This window comes from Pseudomonas sp. A-B-19 (assembly GCF_019947515.1).
Lineage (GTDB): Bacteria > Pseudomonadota > Gammaproteobacteria > Pseudomonadales > Pseudomonadaceae > Aquipseudomonas.
The window spans coordinates 91,626-110,513 of sequence record NZ_JAGYGN010000022.1; the positions used below are offsets into that span (position 1 = coordinate 91,626).

16 protein-coding genes are annotated in these 18,888 nt (G+C 60.5%); 14 read left to right on the plus strand and 2 right to left on the minus strand.

The genetic code is table 11. The features are described 5' to 3' along the window. Positions 1-44: 44 nt before the first annotated feature. The 5 genes from KGA81_RS22145 (at position 45) to rarD (ending at position 5,871) form a co-directional block, all read left to right on the plus strand. On the plus strand, positions 45-785 hold the full coding sequence (locus tag KGA81_RS22145; RefSeq protein ID WP_223548471.1) for a ComF family protein: 741 nt from the start codon (positions 45-47) through the stop codon (positions 783-785). Positions 786-848: 63 nt separating this feature from the next. Next, a complete protein-coding gene (locus KGA81_RS22150) occupies positions 849-1,613 on the plus strand; it encodes a TOBE domain-containing protein (protein ID WP_223548473.1) in 765 nt (254 codons plus the stop codon). 67 nt (positions 1,614-1,680) lie between these two features. Next, positions 1,681-3,582, plus strand: coding sequence for a PhoX family protein (locus tag KGA81_RS22155; protein WP_223548475.1), 1,902 nt, complete (start codon positions 1,681-1,683; stop codon positions 3,580-3,582). Positions 3,583-3,778: 196 nt separating this feature from the next. After that, positions 3,779-4,753 carry a serine/threonine protein kinase gene (locus KGA81_RS22160; protein ID WP_223548478.1) on the plus strand — a complete coding sequence of 325 codons (975 nt, stop codon included), beginning with the start codon at positions 3,779-3,781 and terminating at the stop codon, positions 4,751-4,753. Between the two features lie 230 nt (positions 4,754-4,983). Continuing rightward, the gene (rarD, locus tag KGA81_RS22165) at positions 4,984-5,871 is read left to right on the plus strand and encodes an EamA family transporter RarD (RefSeq protein ID WP_223548480.1); all 888 of its coding nucleotides are present in this window, start codon (positions 4,984-4,986) and stop codon (positions 5,869-5,871) included. A gap of 215 nt (positions 5,872-6,086) precedes the next feature. Here the strand turns inward: rarD and KGA81_RS22170 are convergent, their stop codons facing one another. Further along, positions 6,087-6,605, minus strand: a complete 519-nt coding sequence (locus KGA81_RS22170) for a glycine cleavage system protein R (protein WP_223548482.1) — start codon at positions 6,603-6,605, stop codon at positions 6,087-6,089. A 576-nt stretch (positions 6,606-7,181) separates the two neighbouring features. Here KGA81_RS22170 and KGA81_RS22175 point away from each other — a divergent pair. Together KGA81_RS22175 and KGA81_RS22180 are read left to right on the plus strand one after the other, a co-directional pair. Further along, a complete protein-coding gene (locus KGA81_RS22175) occupies positions 7,182-9,371 on the plus strand; it encodes a malate synthase G (RefSeq protein ID WP_223548484.1) in 2,190 nt (729 codons plus the stop codon). A 34-nt stretch (positions 9,372-9,405) separates the two neighbouring features. Beyond that, a complete protein-coding gene (locus tag KGA81_RS22180; RefSeq protein ID WP_223548486.1) occupies positions 9,406-9,597 on the plus strand; it encodes a hypothetical protein in 192 nt (63 codons plus the stop codon). Between the two features lies 1 nt (position 9,598). Here the strand turns inward: KGA81_RS22180 and KGA81_RS22185 are convergent, their stop codons facing one another. Then, positions 9,599-10,060 carry a response regulator gene (locus tag KGA81_RS22185; protein ID WP_223548488.1) on the minus strand — a complete coding sequence of 154 codons (462 nt, stop codon included), beginning with the start codon at positions 10,058-10,060 and terminating at the stop codon, positions 9,599-9,601. Between the two features lie 253 nt (positions 10,061-10,313). Here KGA81_RS22185 and KGA81_RS22190 point away from each other — a divergent pair, with 253 nt between their 5' ends. The 7 genes from KGA81_RS22190 to KGA81_RS22225 all read left to right on the plus strand — a co-directional run bounded on the left by KGA81_RS22190 (position 10,314) and on the right by KGA81_RS22225 (position 18,731). Further along, on the plus strand, positions 10,314-12,254 hold the full coding sequence (locus tag KGA81_RS22190; protein ID WP_223548489.1) for a putative nucleotidyltransferase substrate binding domain-containing protein: 1,941 nt from the start codon (positions 10,314-10,316) through the stop codon (positions 12,252-12,254). After that, positions 12,251-12,958, plus strand: a complete 708-nt coding sequence (locus KGA81_RS22195) for a PolC-type DNA polymerase III (protein ID WP_223548491.1) — start codon at positions 12,251-12,253, stop codon at positions 12,956-12,958. The genes KGA81_RS22190 and KGA81_RS22195 overlap by 4 nt, the downstream gene beginning before the upstream one ends. A gap of 225 nt (positions 12,959-13,183) precedes the next feature. Next, positions 13,184-13,702, plus strand: coding sequence for an RNA polymerase sigma factor (locus KGA81_RS22205; RefSeq protein ID WP_223548493.1), 519 nt, complete (start codon positions 13,184-13,186; stop codon positions 13,700-13,702). Continuing rightward, entirely contained in the window at positions 13,699-14,673 is a 975-nt protein-coding gene (locus tag KGA81_RS22210; RefSeq protein ID WP_223548496.1) for a FecR domain-containing protein, read from the plus strand. The genes KGA81_RS22205 and KGA81_RS22210 overlap by 4 nt, the downstream gene beginning before the upstream one ends. Before the next feature lie 243 nt (positions 14,674-14,916). Continuing rightward, positions 14,917-17,352, plus strand: a complete 2,436-nt coding sequence (locus KGA81_RS22215; protein ID WP_223548498.1) for a TonB-dependent siderophore receptor — start codon at positions 14,917-14,919, stop codon at positions 17,350-17,352. A 72-nt stretch (positions 17,353-17,424) separates the two neighbouring features. Continuing rightward, positions 17,425-18,555, plus strand: coding sequence for a PepSY-associated TM helix domain-containing protein (locus tag KGA81_RS22220; protein ID WP_223548500.1), 1,131 nt, complete (start codon positions 17,425-17,427; stop codon positions 18,553-18,555). Beyond that, the gene (locus tag KGA81_RS22225) at positions 18,552-18,731 is read left to right on the plus strand and encodes a hypothetical protein (protein WP_223548503.1); all 180 of its coding nucleotides are present in this window, start codon (positions 18,552-18,554) and stop codon (positions 18,729-18,731) included. The genes KGA81_RS22220 and KGA81_RS22225 overlap by 4 nt, the downstream gene beginning before the upstream one ends. The last annotated feature ends 157 nt before the right edge of the window (positions 18,732-18,888 follow it).

Below are 18,888 nucleotides of genomic sequence, written 5' to 3' on the forward strand. Positions count from 1 at the left end.
TCACAGCCGCTTCACAGATGTTTCGGCATATTTAAGGAAGAGCGATGCGCTGTCAACCGCGATACAAAGGACTGGTTTACATCTGGTCAAAAAACAATCAAACATGTCTGTTGTGCGATGAAACGGCGGACGGCATCGCCCCTGTCTGTACGGCCTGCGAAACCGAGTTGCCCTGGCTCGGCGATCACTGCCAGACCTGCGCCCTGCCGCTCCCGGCCGCGGGCCTGACCTGCGGCCATTGCTTGAAGCAACCACCGGCCTTCGAGCAAGTGATTGTCCCCTGGACCTACAGCTTTCCGGTAGACAGCCTGATCACTCGCTTCAAACACAACGCGAAGTGGCCGTTTGGCCGCCTGCTCGCCGAACTTCTCGTTCAATACCTGCAACATCGCTTCGAAGATGACCTGGAACAACCCGATTCGCTGATCCCGGTGCCGCTGGCCAACCGACGCCTGCGTAAGCGCGGGTTCAACCAGGCGGCGATGCTGGCTCACTGGTTGAGTGCCAGTCTTGATATTCCTTGCGACGAACGGTTGCTGCTGCGAACCCAGGATACCGACGCCCAACAGGCGTTGAATGCCGAAGCGCGCCGCAAGAACCTGCGCAATGCTTTCGCCCTGGCGCCCGGCGCCGTCGTCAAAGGCCGGCATCTGGCCCTGGTCGACGACGTCCTGACCACAGGTGCCACGGCCCAGGCCCTGGCTCGCCTGCTAATGGACGCCGGTGCGGCGAGGGTCGACGTCTATTGCCTGGCCCGCACGCCAAAACCCGGTGAAACACCCTGACTTGACTCGCACGGCCCAAGCGACCAACGTCCTCCCCATCGTCACAGCCCAAAGCGACTTGTCATGTCCTTGCCTACCTTGTTGTCCCAGCACATCGTCCGCCGCCCGCAGCGCATCGCCCTGTTGCAGCACATCGCCGAACAGGGATCGATCACCCGTGCGGCAAAAAGCGCGGGCATGAGCTACAAGGCCGCCTGGGATGCAATCGATGAACTGAACAACCTGGCGCAAAAGCCGCTGGTGGAGCGGATTGTCGGTGGCAAGGGCGGTGGCGGTGCGCGCCTGTCCAGCGAAGGCGAGCGGGTGTTGCGCCTGTACCGGAAGCTGCAAGCCTTGCAGGCCCAAGTGTTGGAAGCCGCTGAAGACGCGAGCGATCTCGACCTGCTCGGGCGCCTGATGCTGCGCACCAGCGCACGCAATCAGTTGCACGGCAAAGTGATGGCGATTGAACCTCAGGGGCGCAACGACCTGATTCGCCTCGAGGTCGCCGAAGGCGTGATCGTCGCCGCACAAATCACCCACGACAGCACCGAGCGCCTGGAACTGCAAGTCGGCACCGACGTCGTGGCATTGATCAAGGCCGGCTGGCTCGATGTGCTGGCAATCGACTCCATTGAAACGCCTGGAAATAATTGCCTCAGTGGCATCATCGAAAAAATCCTCGAGGCCGACGATGGCCCCAGCGAAGTGCGTATTACCCTGCCCAATGGACTGATCCTGTGCGCCCTGGCCGAACCGAGTCATCTGCAAGCATCGGGGTTGACCGGCGGCAAACCGGTGCGCGTGGAGTTTTCGCCGTCCAGGGTTCTGCTGGGCACACCGCTATAAGCAAAACTGCAACAAAAGGTTCATTACTCACCATTAAGGTGTTTGCAAAATCCGCAGGGAGCCTGAAATGAGCCTATTAGAAGAAAACCAGTCCACCGACCTCGAAAAAATGGTCGGCCTCAGCCGTCGCGGCTTCATCAGCGCAGGTGCCCTGTGCGGCGCAGCGATGTTCCTGGGCGGCAACCTGCTGAGCCGCAGCGTGATGGCTGCCAGCGTCAGCGCCGGTAACAGCCAGTTGCTGGGCTTCGACAGCATTGCCGCCGCCACCACTGACTCCATCACCCTGCCACCGGGCTACAAGTCCTCGGTGCTGATCAGCTGGGGTCAGCCTTTGCACAAGGACGGACCGGCGTTCGACCCGAGCGGCAACGGCAGCGCCGAACATCAGGAAGCCCAGTTCGGCGACAACAACGACGGCATGAGTCTGTTCGAGTTTCCCGGTGAAAAAGACCGGGCGCTGATGGCGATCAACAACGAATACACCAACTACCGCTACCTCTACGCCCACGGCGGCATGCCGCAATCGGCACAAGAAGTGCGCAAGGCGCTGGCCTGCGAAGGTGTGTCGGTGATCGAAGTGCAACGCAAGAACGGTCAATGGCAATTCGTCCAGGGCTCGCGCTACAACCGCCGCATTCACGGCAACGCCCCCATCACCCTGAGCGGCCCGGCCGCCGGACATGCTCTGCTGAAAACCGGCGCCGATCCCCACGGCAAGAACGTTCTGGGCACGTTCCAGAACTGCGCCAACGGCAAGACACCGTGGGGTACCTATCTGACCTGTGAAGAGAACTTCACCGACTGCTTCGGCAGCAGCAACGCCGAGCAGAAATTCGACCCCGCGCAAAAACGCTACGGCGTGGTGGCCACCAGCAAAGAGATCAACTGGCACCCGCACGACGAGCGCTTCGACCTGGCCAAGAACCCCAACGAACTCAACCGTCACGGCTGGGTGGTGGAGATCGATCCGTTCGATCCGCAGTCGACACCAGTCAAACGCACGGCCCTGGGGCGCTTCAAACACGAAAACGCCGCCCTGGCCGAAACCGCCGACGGTCATGCCGTGGTGTACATGGGCGACGATGAACGCGGTGAGTTCATCTACAAATTCGTCAGCCGCGACAGGATCGACCACAAAAAACCCAAGGCCAACCGCGACATTCTCGACCACGGCACCCTGTACGTGGCGCGTTTCGATGCGGGCGACGGCAACGTCGATCACCCGAAAGGCCAGGGTGAATGGATCGAACTGACCCATGGCAAAAACGGCATCGACGCCAGCAGCGGTTTTGCCGATCAGGCCGAAGTACTGATCCACGCCCGTCTCGCCGCCACGGTGGTGAAAGCCACGCGCATGGATCGTCCGGAATGGATCGTGGTCAGCCCCAAGGATGGCCAGGTTTACTGCACGCTGACCAACAACGCCAAGCGCGGCGAAGACGGGCAACCGGTGGGCGGACCGAACCCGCGCGAGAAGAACGTCTACGGGCAGATCCTGCGCTGGCGTACCGAGCGTGACGATCACGGTTCGAAAACCTTTGCCTGGGACCTGTTCGTCGTCGCCGGTAATCCGGGGGTTCACGCCGGCACACCCAAAGGCGGATCGTCGAACATCACGCCGCAGAACATGTTCAACAGCCCGGACGGACTGGGTTTTGACAAGGCCGGACGCTTGTGGATTCTCACCGACGGCGATTCGAGCAACGCCGGTGACTTTGCCGGCATGGGTAATAACCAGATGCTCTGCGCTGATCCGGCGACCGGCGAGATTCGCCGTTTCATGGTCGGGCCGGTAGGCTGCGAGGTGACCGGGATCAGCTTCTCGCCCGATCAGAAAACCCTGTTTGTCGGGATCCAGCACCCGGGTGAAAACGGCGGTTCGACCTTCCCCGAACATCTGCCCAATGGCAAGCCGCGCTCATCGGTGATGGCGATTTCGCGGGAAGATGGCGGGATCGTCGGCGCCTGACAGGCCCTCATCGCGAGCAAGCTCGCTCCCACAGGATTGGCGCGATTTCAAATCCAACGCCAGACCTGTGGGAGCGAGCTCGCTCGCGATGGCGTCAGCGCAAACAACGCACATCTCAAGCCCACCCCCTAAAGCCCCGCCGTCTGCGCTACCATGCCTGGCCGGACGCAGCAGCCTGCTGCGCGCAGGAGTCAGCATGGCCCACCCGTTTGAAACCCTCACACCAGACCTCGTACTCGACGCCGTCGAAAGCATCGGCTTTCTCAGCGACGCGCGCATCCTGGCCCTCAACAGCTACGAGAACCGCGTCTATCAAGTCGGTATCGAAGACGCCGAGCCACTGATCGCCAAGTTCTACCGGCCGCAACGCTGGAGCAACGAAGCGATTCTGGAAGAGCACCAGTTCACCGCCGAACTCGCCGACTGCGAGGTGCCGGTCGTGGCACCGTTGATCCACAACGGTCAAACCCTGCACGAACACAACGGTTTCCGTTTCACTCTGTTCCCCCGCCGTGGCGGCCGCGCGCCGGAGCCGGGCAACCTCGATCAGCTGTATCGCCTGGGCCAGTTGCTCGGGCGCCTGCATGCGGTCGGCTCGACCCGGCCATTCGAGCACCGTGAAGCACTGGCGGTGAAAAACTTCGGCCATGACTCGCTGGCCACGCTGCTCGACGGTAATTTCATCCCCCGCAGCCTGCTGCCGGCCTACGAGTCGGTGGCCCGCGACCTGCTCAAGCGTGTGGAAGATGCCTACAGCAACACACCGCACCAGAACATTCGCATGCACGGTGACTGTCACCCCGGCAACATGATGTGCCGCGACGAAATGTTCCATATCGTCGACCTCGACGACTGCCGCATGGGCCCGGCGGTGCAAGACATCTGGATGATGCTCGCCGGTGATCGCCAGGATTGCCTGAGCCAGTTGTCGGAACTGATGGACGGCTACAACGAATTCCACGACTTCGATCCGCGTGAGTTGGCCTTGATCGAACCGTTGCGCGCCCTGCGCCTGATGCATTACAGCGCCTGGCTCGCCCGCCGCTGGGACGATCCGGCCTTCCCCCGCAGTTTTCCGTGGTTCGGTACCGAGCGTTATTGGGGTGATCAGGTGCTGGCGTTGCGTGAACAACTGGCGGCGCTCAACGAAGAGCCACTGAAACTCTTCTGACCCACACAAATCCCCTGTAGGAGCGAGCTTGCTCCGGGCGGCGTTCCGACGAAAAACTCAAGGGCAACGCGTTCATCCAGACGCACGCGTTATCGTTGACGTCCATCGCGAGCAAGCTCGCTCCTACAGTTATCCGTGTTCACAAATGTCCTACCTATTCAGTCAGGACATTCGTAGACAAATCTCCTTACAATCCTTCTCTTTGTTAGCTGCCTAAGCAAGGATTCTGCATGCAAGCCGCCAACCCGCGTCGCGGGTACATTCTGGGCCTGAGTGCCTACATCATCTGGGGACTTTTCCCCCTCTATTTCAAAGCCATCGCCAGCGTGCCCGCCGTGGAAATCATCATCCACCGGGTACTGTGGTCGGCGCTGTTCGGCGCCTTGTTGCTGATGGTCTGGAAGCATCCCGGCTGGTGGCGCGAACTGCGGGAGAACCCGCGAAGGATGGCGACCCTGGCCCTGAGCGGTGCTCTGATTGCGGCCAACTGGCTGACCTACGTCTGGTCGGTGAACAACGGCCGCATGCTGGAGGCCAGCCTCGGTTACTACATCAACCCGTTGGTGAACGTGTTGCTGGGCATGCTGATTCTTGGTGAGCGGCTGCGACGCATGCAGTGGATTGCCGTGGGTCTGGCGGCCGTGGGTGTGGCGCAACAGGTCTGGCAAGTGGGCAGCCTGCCGTGGGTGTCGCTGGCGCTGGCACTGACCTTCGGTTTCTATGGCCTGATTCGCAAGCAGGCACCGGTCAAGGCGCTGCCGGGGCTGGTGGTGGAAACCTGGATGCTGGTGCCGATTGCCCTCGGCTGGTTGCTGCTCAATCCGACGGCCAGCAGCGCCCAGGTCGAATTCTGGACCACCTCCCAGGCCTGGTGGCTGGTGGCCGCCGGCCCGATCACGCTGGTGCCGCTGGTCTGCTTCAACGCGGCTGCCCGGCATTTGCCCTATACGACACTGGGCTTTCTCCAGTATCTGGCACCGACACTGGTGCTGCTGCAAGCGGTCCTGCTGTTTGGTGAGCACCTGTCTTCCAGCACCCTGGTAGCGTTCATGTTCATCTGGGCCGGTCTGGCGGTTTACAGCGTCGATGCGTGGATAAGTTTGCGCCGCCGCAGCTGATCAAAAAACACACAGAACCCTACAGGCCACGTCTTCCGTGGCCTGCATCATTCCTTCCCAAGGTTATCCACAGCGTGATCCCCGCCGATTGTGCGCAAGTGGCTGAAACTGCTGGTTTTTTGATCAAGTCCTGAAGAACCCCGGCCGGTGTGGCCTGGCGGGGTGTCTCTACAGGTTATCCACAGGCGGGTGCACGATTAATCTGGATAACCCGATCAGGGTTCACTGCGCAGCACCAGCTCGACCATCAGGTCGTCCGCCAGGGTTTCCAGGCGCGATTGCAGTACGTCCAGCGACAACGTTAGCGGGACGGCAAGAATCGCTTCGGCATGGAACAACGGCTCGCTGCTCATTGGTGCCGGGCGCACTTCAGTGACCAGCCGCTCCAGGTTCACCCCCTGCTCGCTCAACAAGCGTGTGATGTCACGTACGATCCCCGGACGGTCATTGCCCACCAGTTCCATGGCGATCGGCTTCCAGGTGCAGAATTGTTCGATACTGCTTTCGGCGATCAACACGCGAATGCCCTGGACGGACAAGCCCTGCAGGGCATCGACCAGTTCGTCGTAGGCCTCGGCCGGCACACCCACTCGAAGAATCCCGGCGAATTGTCCCGCCATGCGCGACATGCGGCTTTCCAGCCAGTTACCGCCGTGTTCGGCGATGCATTGGGCAATGCGCTCGACTTGCCCTGGCTTGTCCGGTGCGAATACGGTGAGTACGAGGTGGTCCATGGCGCGGCCCTCTGGTCATGACTTTTGTTATAGAGAACCAAGTATAGGCAAGGGTAACCATTCAGCGCGGCAGTACTTTCTGTGGCGAGGGAGCTTGCTCCCGCTGGCTTGCGAAGCGAGCCCAATACCTTTTACGACTGCTGCGCAGTCGGGCGGGAGCAAGCTCCCTCGCCACAGAAAGCGCCGCTCCATAGCAGAGCACCGAAGACAATGTGTACAACTTTTGATATTTAACTGGAACAATCTACTGGTTTTTTGAGAACATCCCGATCCGCGCCGTGACCGCAATGCGTCATGGGGTCGCAGAACGACGTAATTAGTCTGATTTTCACAACCGCAATTCATCATGTAGTATGCCGCAGCGTGCACTACATAACGTTGAATCGATGTCTGCCGCAGGCACGTCCGCAACCCTGAAAGCCCTGTCAGCAAGGCCCCAAGCCGTTGATCGGTCCCAACCCAGCCGTCCGTAATGGGCATGTACTGGTAGAGGGGTTTGTGGTTTAAATGGCCAAAGGCTTCATTGTTAATTTGAAGAGCTGAAAAGCGAAATAGCTGAGCAGAGTGAGGCAAGCAATGACTGAACACGTTCAAGTCGGTGGCCTGCAGGTCGCCAAAGTCCTGTTCGACTTCGTGAACAACGAAGCCATTCCCGGTACCGGCCTCACCGCCGATAAGTTCTGGGCCGGTGCCGACAAGGTCATCCATGACCTGGCACCGAAGAACAAAGCCCTACTCGCCAAACGCGATGATTTCCAGGCTCGTATCGATGGCTGGCACCAAGCGCGCCAAGCTCTTGGGTCAGCCCAGCCGCACGACGCGAAGGCCTATAAAGCCTTCCTGCAAGACATTGGTTATCTGCTGCCAGAAGCGGCCGATTTCCAGGTAGCGACGCAAAACGTCGATGAAGAAATCGCCCGCATGGCCGGCCCGCAGCTCGTGGTGCCGGTCATGAACGCCCGCTTCGCGCTCAATGCCTCGAACGCCCGCTGGGGCTCGCTGTACGATGCGCTCTACGGCACCGACGCCATCAGCGAAGCCGATGGCGCGGAAAAAGGCAAAGGCTACAACAAGGTGCGTGGTGACAAGGTCATCGCCTTCGCCCGTGCCTTCCTCGACGAGTCAGCGCCTTTGGCGGCCGGCTCTCACGTCGACTCCACCGGCTACAAGATCATCGACGGCAAACTGGTCGTCGCCCTTAAAGGCGGCAGCAACACCGGCCTGCGCAACGACGCGCAACTGATCGGTTTTCAGGGCGATGCCGCTGCACCGACCGCGATCCTGCTGAAAAACAACGGCCTGCATTTCGAAATCCAGGTCGACGCCAGCACCCCGGTCGGCCAGACCGACGCAGCCGGCGTCAAAGACATCCTGATGGAAGCCGCGCTGACCACCATCATGGACTGCGAAGACTCTGTTGCCGCTGTCGATGCCGATGACAAAGTGGTGATCTACCGCAACTGGCTTGGCCTGATGAAGGGCGATCTGTCGGAAAACGTCGCCAAGGGCGGTCAGACCTTTACCCGCACCATGAACGCCGACCGCACCTATACCGCTGTCGATGGCAGCGAACTGAGCCTGCACGGTCGTTCGTTGCTGTTCGTGCGTAATGTCGGTCACCTGATGACCATCGACGCGATCCTCGACAGTCAAGGCAATGAAGTGCCGGAAGGCATTCTCGATGGTCTGGTGACCTGCCTGTCGGCGATCCACAACCTCAAAGGCAACACCTCGCGCAAAAACACCCGCACCGGCTCGATCTACATCGTGAAGCCGAAGATGCACGGCCCTGAAGAAGCCGCGTTCACCAATGAACTGTTCGGCCGCATCGAAGACGTGCTGGACCTGCCACGCAACACCCTCAAAGTCGGGATCATGGACGAGGAGCGTCGCACCACGATCAACCTCAAGGCCTGCATCAAGGCGGCGAGCGAGCGCGTGGTGTTCATCAACACCGGCTTCCTCGACCGCACGGGTGATGAAATCCACACCTCCATGGAAGCCGGCCCGATGGTGCGCAAGGCAGACATGAAGGCGGAGAAATGGATCGGCGCCTACGAGAACTCCAACGTCGATATCGGTCTGAGCACCGGCCTGCAAGGTCGCGCGCAGATCGGTAAAGGCATGTGGGCCATGCCGGATCTGATGGCGGCGATGCTCGAACAGAAAATCGCTCACCCGCTGGCCGGTGCCAACACCGCCTGGGTACCGTCGCCGACTGCTGCTGTGTTGCACGCGCTGCATTACCACAAGGTTGACGTGTTCGCCCGTCAGGCCGAGCTGGCCAAACGTGCGCATGCCTCGGTAGACGACATCCTGACCATCCCGCTGGCGGTAAACCCGCAGTGGACCGCCGAGCAGATCAAGAACGAACTGGACAACAACAGCCAGGGCATTCTCGGTTATGTGGTGCGCTGGATCGACCAGGGCGTCGGCTGTTCGAAAGTGCCGGACATCAACGACGTCGGCCTGATGGAGGACCGTGCAACGCTGCGTATTTCCAGCCAGCACATCGCCAACTGGCTGCGCCACGGCATCGTCACCGAAGACCAGGTCATGGAAAGCCTCAAGCGCATGGCGACAGTGGTTGACCGCCAGAACGCCGGCGACGCGTTGTACCGTCCGCTGGCCCCGAACTTCGACAGCAACATTGCCTTCCAGGCAGCCGTCGAACTGGTGGTCGAAGGCACCAAACAGCCGAACGGCTACACCGAGCCGGTCCTGCACCGTCGTCGTCGCGAGTTCAAGGCTGCCAATGGCCTGTAACTGAGCGTCTGCGCCGGACATGAAAAAGCCCTGATTGAAAGATCAGGGCTTTTTTTTGGTTCTTCACGCAATCCCGGAAAAAACAGATAACGCAATACCTGTAGGAGCTGGCTTGCCAGCGATGGTCGTTAACGATAACGCGTATGAACTGGATAAACGCGGCGCACTTGTGTCCATCGCCGGCAAGCCGGCTCCTACAGGAAATGTGCAAGGGCGGCAGGTTTGAGCTAAGGCTTCATCCCCAGCTCACGCTTGACCAACTCAAGCAAATGCCCGACATCAACCGGCTTGAGCAGAAAATCCACCACGCTCAAATGCATCGCGGCGATCGCATCCTTCACGTCGGCGTCACCCGAGACAATGATGATCGGCAATGCCGCCCTTTCCGATTCGCGTATCTGACGGATCAGGTCCAAACCATCAACGTGGCCCATTCGCAGGTCGGTGATCATTAAACCGATCGAGGGCTTTTTGATCTCGGCCTTGGCCAGCAGGATCTTGAGCGCCGCTTCGCCACTGGACGCCATTACACAGTGAATGCTGTCCATCGCCAAAATCTCTGACAGCAGCTTGCGGGCGTCTTTATCGTCGTCGACGATCAGCACCCGTTGCTGCGGCAGGTCAGGTTCTAGCATGACGGCACTCAGTGCTTCGCGCTCGGCGTCGCTCAAAATATCGTGGTCGGACATGGCGCTCCCTACATGTTCAATTCAGTTCCCTGGCGCAGTGCTGAAACATTGCTGAGCAGACCATCAATGTGCACTTCGTCGGATATTTTTCCAATAGCAGAATAGAGAGGTTTTTCTCACAGTTGCGTAAGGTTTTTCCGACATTCCATCACCCTGATCGCCTACCTAGACTTACGTCCAATGGGCACCCCGGCCAGAGGGGTCGACCATGTCCGGGTCATCCGACTACAACAATTCAAAAAAGACTGCGGTAATGGTTATGAGTAAAGCGGACGCCTTCACACAGGCAGGAAAAACCGCGGTGTTGCAGAACATCCAGGGCACGTTGCAATTCCTTCAGCGCTTCCCGCCTTTCAACCAGATGGAACATGCTCACCTGGCGTATCTGGTCGAGCAATGTCAGCTGCGTTTTTACGCCCCCGGCGAGAGCATCATCAAACCTGCCGACGGCCCGGTCGAGCACTTCTATATCGTCAAGCAAGGCCGGGTCGTGGGCGAGCGTCCGCACACGGCCAAGGGTGGCACCGAAACGGTCTTCGAGATCACCACTGGCGAATGTTTCCCCCTCGCGGCGTTACTGGGTGAACGGGCGACCCGCACCGAGCACCTGGCCGGCGAAGACACCTTCTGCCTGCAACTGAACAAACCGGCGTTCATCCGCCTGTTTTCGCTATCGGACACCTTCCGCAACTTCGCCCTGCGCTGCGTCAGCAGCCTGCTGGATCAGGTCAACCAGCAAGTGCAGCAAAAAGCCGTGGAAACCCTGGGCACCCAATATTCGCTCAATACCCGACTGGGCGAATTGGCCATGCGCCACCCGGTGACATGCGCCCCGCAGACGCCATTGCGCGAAGCCGTGACGTTGATGCACGAACAACAGGTCGGCAGCATCGTGGTAGTCGATGAACTCAAGGCGCCACTGGGGATTTTCACCCTGCGTGACCTGCGTCAGACCGTGGCCGACGGCAGCAGCGATTTCAATGAAGCCATCGAAGGGTACATGACCCGGGCGCCGTTTTTCCTGTCGCCTGATCACAGTGCATTCGACGCAGCGATTGCCATGACCGAGCGGCACATCGCCCATGTCTGCCTGGTCAAGGACCAACGCCTGTGCGGCGTGGTTTCCGAGCGCGATCTGTTTTCCCTGCAACGGGTCGACCTGGTGCACCTGGCCCGTACTATCCGCAATGCCCAGAAGGTGGAAAACCTGGTGGCGCTACGGGGCGAAATCGGTCAACTGGTCGAGCGCATGCTGGCCCACGGCGCGTCTTCGACGCAGATCACCCACATCATTACCCTGCTCAACGACCACACCGTGTGCCGGGTGATCGAGCTGACCCTCGCTGAAAAAGGCGACCCCGGCGTGCCGTTCAGCTGGCTGTGTTTCGGCAGTGAAGGCCGTCGCGAGCAGACCCTGCACACCGATCAGGACAACGGCATTCTGTTCGAAGCCAGGGACGCGGCCCATGCCGCCGAGATTCGCGGCAAGCTGCTGCCTATCGCCCAGCAGATCAACCAGAGTCTGGCGCTGTGCGGCTTCACCTTGTGCAAGGGCAATATCATGGCTGGCAACCCCGAGCTATGCCTGTCCCGGGCCGAATGGGCGCGGCGCTTTGCGGCGTTTATCCGCGAGGCAACCCCGGAGAACCTGCTGGGTTCGAGCATCTATTTCGATTTGCGCGTGGTCTGGGGCAGCGAGCAAGGCTGCGAGCAGTTGCGTCGGGGCGTTCTCGACCAGGTCAGCGACAACCGTTTGTTCCAGCGCATGATGGCCGAGAATGCGCTGCGCAATCGCCCGCCCGTTGGGCGTTTCCGCGAATTCGTGCTGGCGCGCAAAAATGGCGAGAAGGCCACCCTGGACCTGAAGATCCAGGGCCTGGCACCGTTCGTCGATGGCGCCCGGTTGCTGGCCCTGGTCCACGGTATCGAAGCGAACAACACGCTGGAGCGCTTTCGCCAGCTGGTTGCCAAGGAGGTCATCGATCCCCTGGACGGCGCCGCGTACGAAGAGGCGTATCACTTCATCCAGCAAACCCGCATGCAGCAACATCAACTACAGACCCGGGAGAATTTTCCTTACTCCAATCGAGTCGACCCCGACAGCCTCAATCATCTGGACCGGCGCATCCTGCGCGAATCCCTGCGCCAGGCACAACGCCTGCAAAGCAGCCTGACCTTGCGGTATCAGTTATGAGCCTGTTTTCATGGCTGCGCCCTGCGAGTCCCACCCTCCCGGTTCATCTGCAACATCGGCTGGACCAATTACCGACGGCTGCCGACCTGTCTGAGTGCAGCCTGCGCGAGCAACGCTGGGTGGTGCTCGATCTGGAAACCACTGGCTTGAACCTGAACAAGGACCAGGTGTTGTCCATCGGCGCGGTGGTGATCGAGGATGGGGCCATCGACTTTCGCCAGCAGTTCGAACGCACCCTGCAATATCCGCAAGTGAAACTCGGCCCCAGTGTGCTGATCCACGGCATTGGCCCCAGCGCCATTGCGGCGGGCAGCGACCCGGCAGAAGCGCTGCTCGATCTGATGGAGTACCTCGCAGACAGTCCGGTGCTGGCCTTCCACGCACCGTTTGACCAGCACATGCTCGGCCGCGCGCTGAAAGATCATCTGGGTTTGAAGTTGCAGCACCCGTTTCTGGACGTGGCGGACATTGCACCGCTGCTGTGCCCGCAAGCGCACATTCGCGAAGCCGGGCTGGACGACTGGATCGACTGGTTCAAGCTCGAAATCTTCGAACGCCACCACGCCAGCGCCGACGCCCTGGCCACCGCTGAACTGGCGCTGATCCTGTTCAGCCGCGCTCGGCAGCAGCAGATACATAGCCCGTTGAATCTGCAACAGCGATTGAGTCAGTGGAAGCGACGCCAGCAGACGCCTTCCTTCTGATCCTTGCACCATCCCTGTAGGAGCGAGCTTGCTCGCGATGGTCGTCAACGATAACGCGTCCAATCTGACACCCCGCGTTGTTCTCTGGCTCATCGCGAGCAAGCTCGCTCCTACAGAGACCGTCGCCAAATTCCCACCCGACCAACGCCAATTGCTTACCTCCCGCGCCTCTGACACAATCGCGAATTATTCTCGTTAGTTAATATTTCCCAATCGGTGTGCGGCGTGTCGTCAGTCCCAAGCCCTCAAAATGAGCTCGTCGGTGCGTTATATCGCGACCACCGCAGTTGGCTATTGGCCTGGCTTCGACGCAACGTCGGCTGCCCGCAGCGGGCCGAAGACCTGAGTCAGGACACGTTCGTGCGCTTGCTGGGCCGCGAGGAACTGAAGGTCCCGCGCGAGCCGCGGGCATTCCTGGTGGCGATCGCCAAGGGCCTGCTGTTCGATTATTTCCGTCGCGCCGCGCTGGAACAGGCCTATCTCACCGAGCTGATGCTGATTCCCGAAGCCGAACAACCATCGGCGCAAGAGCAGCAAATGATCCTCGAAGACCTGAAAAACATCGATCGTTTACTCGGCAAGCTTTCCAGCAAGGCCCGTGCGGCATTCCTCTATAACCGCCTCGACGGCCTCGGCCACGCAGAAATCGCCGAGCGCCTGGGGGTATCGGTGCCGCGGGTGCGCCAGTACCTGGCCCAAGGCATTCGCCAGTGTTACATCGCACTCTATGGTGAGCCGACATGAGTCCGTTCAGTTCCAAACCGGTATCGGCCAACGTACTGGATGCGGCGATTGCCTGGCAGTTGTCCATGGACTCTGCCAACCCGATAGAGCGCGAAGAATTCGCCAAGTGGCACGCGGCCCACGATGAGCACGCCCGCGCCTGGCGCCAGTTGGGCATGCTCGACCAGCGTTTCAGCGTGGCCAGCGGCCCGGCCCGCACGGCCCTGCTGCAATCACGCGAAGGCATCCGCCGGCGAGTGCGCAAGCTCAGTAGCGGTGTTGCCAGTATCGTTGCCGTGATCGGCCTGGCCCTGTTCGCCGGGGATCGTTACCTGCCGATTGACTATTGGATGGCTGACCAGCGCACCGCCGTTGGCGAGCAGCGCACTCTGCGTCTGGCTGACGGCACGCTGATCAATCTCAATACCCACAGTGCGCTGGATCTGCGTTTCGATGAAAAGCAGCGCCGCATTGTGCTTCAGGAAGGTGAAATCCTGGTGGAAACCGGTCATGGCGATCCCCGCCCGTTCATCGTCCAAACCCGTGAAGGCAGCATGCGCGCGCTGGGTACGCGGTTTCTGGTCAAGCGTGAAGAAGACGGCACGCGCCTGAGTGTGTTGCAGTCGGCGGTGGCGGTTCACCCTGAATCCACCCCGGACGAACAGATTCTGCGCGAAGGCCAGCAGGTACTGATCCGCAACAACGGCCTGGGCCCGGTTCAGGCGGTCAACCTCGGCGCGGATGCCTGGACCCGCGGTATGCTGGTGGTGGACAACACGCGGCTGGAAGATCTGGTGCATGAAATCGGCCGCTATCGAACCGGATATGTCGGGGTTGCACCGGAAGTGGCCGACCTGCGCATCACCGGCAGCTTCCCGCTGCGCGACACCGACCTGGCACTCAAGGCCCTGCTGCCGACCTTGCCGGTGCAGATCGAACAGCACACTCAATGGTGGGTGAAGGTCGTGGCCAAGGCTGATACCAAACCCTGAAAAACTTTGTGTCTAATCGGCCGCCATCGCGAGCAAGCTCGCTCCCACATTTTGAAATGCATTCCAATGTGGGAGCGAGCTTGCTCGCGATGGCGGCGTTCGACTCCCCGCAAAAACCTTTTTGACCCAATACCCGCCGCAACCGACTTCTGAATCGAAATTATTTTCATCCAGCCCTATCACTTTTTAATTTTCGTTCGGCAGACAGGCAATTGAGAAATATTTCCATTCAGGAGCCGTTGTATGCCTCGTTCGCTAGACTCCCTGATGCGCCGCAGTTTGCTGGCGCTCGCCATTGCCCTTTGCACCCCATTGGCCAGTAGTGAACTGGTCGCCGCTGAACAGACGTCCAGCGGCCGCGCCTACAACCTGCCGGCCGCACCATTGGCCAACACCCTGAATCAGATCGCCAGCCAGGCCGGTTTGGCCCTGTCGTTGAATCCATCCCTGGCCGCAGGCAAAACCTCGGCGCCAGTCAAAGGCCAGTTCGACGCAACCGGCGCCCTGCGCGAAGCCTTGCGTGGCACCAGCCTGCAACTGGAGCAGAGCAGTGCGGGCACCTACAGCCTGGTGGCTGTTCCCGAGGGTGTGATGGACCTGCCGGCCACCAGCGTGATCGGCGTGCAAGACAGTGAAAGCGCCTGGGGCCCGGCACCGGGCTACCTGGCCAAGCGCACCGCCGCCGGCACCAAGACCGACACCGCGCTGGTCGAGGCACCGCGTTCGATTTCCGTAGTCACTCGTGAGCAGATGGACGACCGCAACGCCCACACCCTCGATGATGCCGTGCGCTACTTGCCGGGCATCACCTCCAGCAGCTTCGGCAGCGACACCCGCTCCGACTGGTTGCGCGTGCGGGGTTTCGAGCCGACTCAATTCCTCGACGGCCTGCCACTGCCAAAGGGTGTGTACTCCAACCCGAAACAGGAAACCTGGAACCTCGACCGCCTGGCGCTGCTGCGCGGCCCGGCCTCCTCCGTGTACGGCCAGACCCCGCCGGGCGGCCTGCTGGACATGGTCAGCCGTCGCCCAAGCGCTGAAGACAGCAGCGAGATCCAGCTGCAATACGGCAGCGACAATCATCGCCAGATCAACTTCGCCAGCACCGGCAGGGTCGACGATGAAGGCCAGTTCCTGTACAGCCTCAGCGGCGTACTGCGCGACGGCGGCACGCCCATCGACCACATCGATGACAAACGCTACAACATTGCGCCAAGCCTGACCTGGAACATCGACGAAGACACCAGGTTCACCCTGCTCACGCAGTTCACCCGTGACGATACCGGTATCACCAGCCAGTTCTATCCGATCCAGGGCACCAAGATCGACATGCCGTTCGGCGAGATCTCCCACCACAAGAACCTGGGCGATCCGAACTACGACTTCTACGACCGCACCTACTACGCGCTGGGTTATGCCTTCGAACACCGCCTGAACGATGTCTGGCAGTTCCGGCAGAACCTGCGCTACACCAAGTCGGAGCTGTCGTTCCAGGCCGTGACCGTCAACAGCTACGGCCCCTCTTACGGTTCTGTCGTTGACGATCAAGGCAACACCGGCCGTGGCACCACCAATGTCGACGAAGACATCGCCCAATTCGCCGTGGACAACAACTTCCAGGGCGACTTCGTCATCGGCGACGTCACTCACACCTTGCTGATCGGCCTGGACCACCAGCGCAACACCACCAACTACCTCTCGGTCTTCGGCACCGCACCAGACATCAACGTCAACGACCCGGTCTATGGCTTGCCGATCACTCGTCCGGCACGCTCCACAGCCTTCTATGACTACGAACAGAAGACCCGGCAGACCGGTCTGTACATCCAGGACCAGATGGCCCTCGACCAATGGCGCCTGACCCTCGGCGGTCGTGAAGACTGGGTCCACACCGGCACCACGTTCTTCAACAAGGGCGATGCCACCAATACCGAGCGCGACAAGAACTTCAGCGGCAACGTAGCGATCAGCTACGTGTCCGACTCGGGCTTCGTGCCTTACCTGTCTTATGCCGAATCCTTCCAGCCGACCAGCAATGCCGTCGCCTCGCCGACCGAGTCGTTCAAGCCGACCGAAGGCAAGCAATGGGAACTGGGGATCAAGTACCAGCCACCGGGCAGCAACACGCTGCTGACGGCGGCGGTGTATGACCTGACCCAGAAAAACGTTTCCGTTACCAACAACGTGGGCAACGTGACGGTCACCAGCCAGACCGGCGAAGTGAAAGTCAAAGGCCTAGAGCTGGAAGCCGTTTCCGACGTGACCGAAAACCTCAAGGTCACCGCTGCCTACACCCTGGCCAAATCCGAAGTGCAAGAGGGCATCTACAAGGGCAATCGCCTGCAACTGATGCCTAACCAGCAAGCGTCGGTATGGGGTGACTACACCTGGCACAACGGCGTACTGGATGGCTTCGGCATCGGCGCCGGCGCGCGCTATACCGGCAATACCTATGGCGACCAGGCCAACACCTGGCTGGGCAAGGCCGGCGCCTACACGGTGTTCGACGCGGTGGTTCACTACGACCTCGGTCGCCTGGACAACAGTCTCAAAGGCGCTTCGCTGGCCGTTAACGCGACCAACCTGTTCGACAAGGACTACATCTCGACTTGCGACAGCTACTACTGCTACTACGGCGACCAGCGCAGTGTCGTCGCAAGTGCAACCTACAAGTGGTAACGCGTTGATCTGACACGCCCAATGACCAGGCCGTCCTTCGTGGACGGCTTTGGTTTTTCCGAAGGCTATGAAATGAAAAGTAAAACAATTCGCCGCTGGTCCTTCGTCCACACCTGGTCCAGCCTGATCTGCACGGTGTTTCTCCTGATGCTGGCACTGACCGGCCTGCCATTGATCTTTCACCACGAGATCGACCACTTGCTGGGCGATGCACCTGAAGTGAAGGTAATGCCGGCGGACACCCCGCACCTGAATTTGCAGCAATTGGCAGAAGCGGCCGAGAAGCATCGCCCCGGTGAAGTCATGCAGTATTTCGGCTTCGAGGACGATGAGCCCAACGCGGTGCTGACCATCATGGCCGCAACCGCGGGCACTGAGCCGAACTCGTCCCACACCTTCATGCTCGACGCCCGTACCGGCCAAGCGCTGGAGACGCCATCGGCTAACGGCGGTTTCATGATGACCATGCTGCGCTTGCACGTGGACATGTTCGCCGGGCTACCGGGCAAGTTGTTGCTGGCGTTCATGGGGATTGTATTCGTGGTGTCGATGGTTTCCGGCACAGTGCTGTACTTGCCGTTCATGCGCCGCTTGAAATTCGCCACCGTGCGCCAGGACAAATCCACGCGCCTGCGCTGGCTCGACCTGCATAACCTGATCGGTGTGGTGACGTTGACCTGGGCTCTGGTGGTCGGCGTGACCGGCGTGATCAGTGCCTGTGCCGATCTGATCATTGCCGCCTGGCGCAACGACAGCCTCAGCGCGATGGTCGCGCCGTACCGCGATGCGCCACCGCTGACGCAACGGGCACCGGCCAGCCGCCTGCTCGACATCGCCAAGGATGTCGCGCCGGGCATGCAGCCGGACTTCATCGCCTTTCCCGGCACGCGATTCTCCAGCGAGCACCATTACGCGGTGTTCATGAAAGGCAGCACGCACCTGACCTCGCACCTCTTGACGCCGGTACTGATCGACGCCAGCACCCTGCAAGTCACCGCCGTGGCCGAACGACCGTGGTACATGGACGCCATGGGCATGTCGCAGCCGCTGCACTTCGGTGACTACGGCGGCATGCCGATGAAAATCCTCTGGGCGACCCTCGATGTGCTGACCATCATCGTGCTCGGCAGCGGGGTCTACCTGTGGGTGGTGCGGCGCAAGGCGGCCAGACCGGTGCTGGAAAAAGCGGAGAGCGCGGCATGAAGCCCCGGCAGTCGAACTTCTGGAAAGTGTTCGCCGTTCCGACCGTCATCGCGGTGCTTAGCGCAGCAGGGTTGTTTGCCGCGTTGCTCGGGGATGGTGTTTGGGACTCGTTGAGCTGGGTGGGGCTGGGCCTCCCCGCCGCTCTTGCCCTGCGCGGCCTCCTGCAACGCAGCTGATCCCTGTGGGAGCGAGCTTGCTCCGGGCGGCGTTCCGACGATGGGGCCATGTCTATCACCATTGTTGTATCTGACACACCGCCATCGCGAGCAAGCTCGCTCCCACAGGTTTTGCGAAAACCTTAAAAACCCAACAGTCATGCGATGACCACCCCCG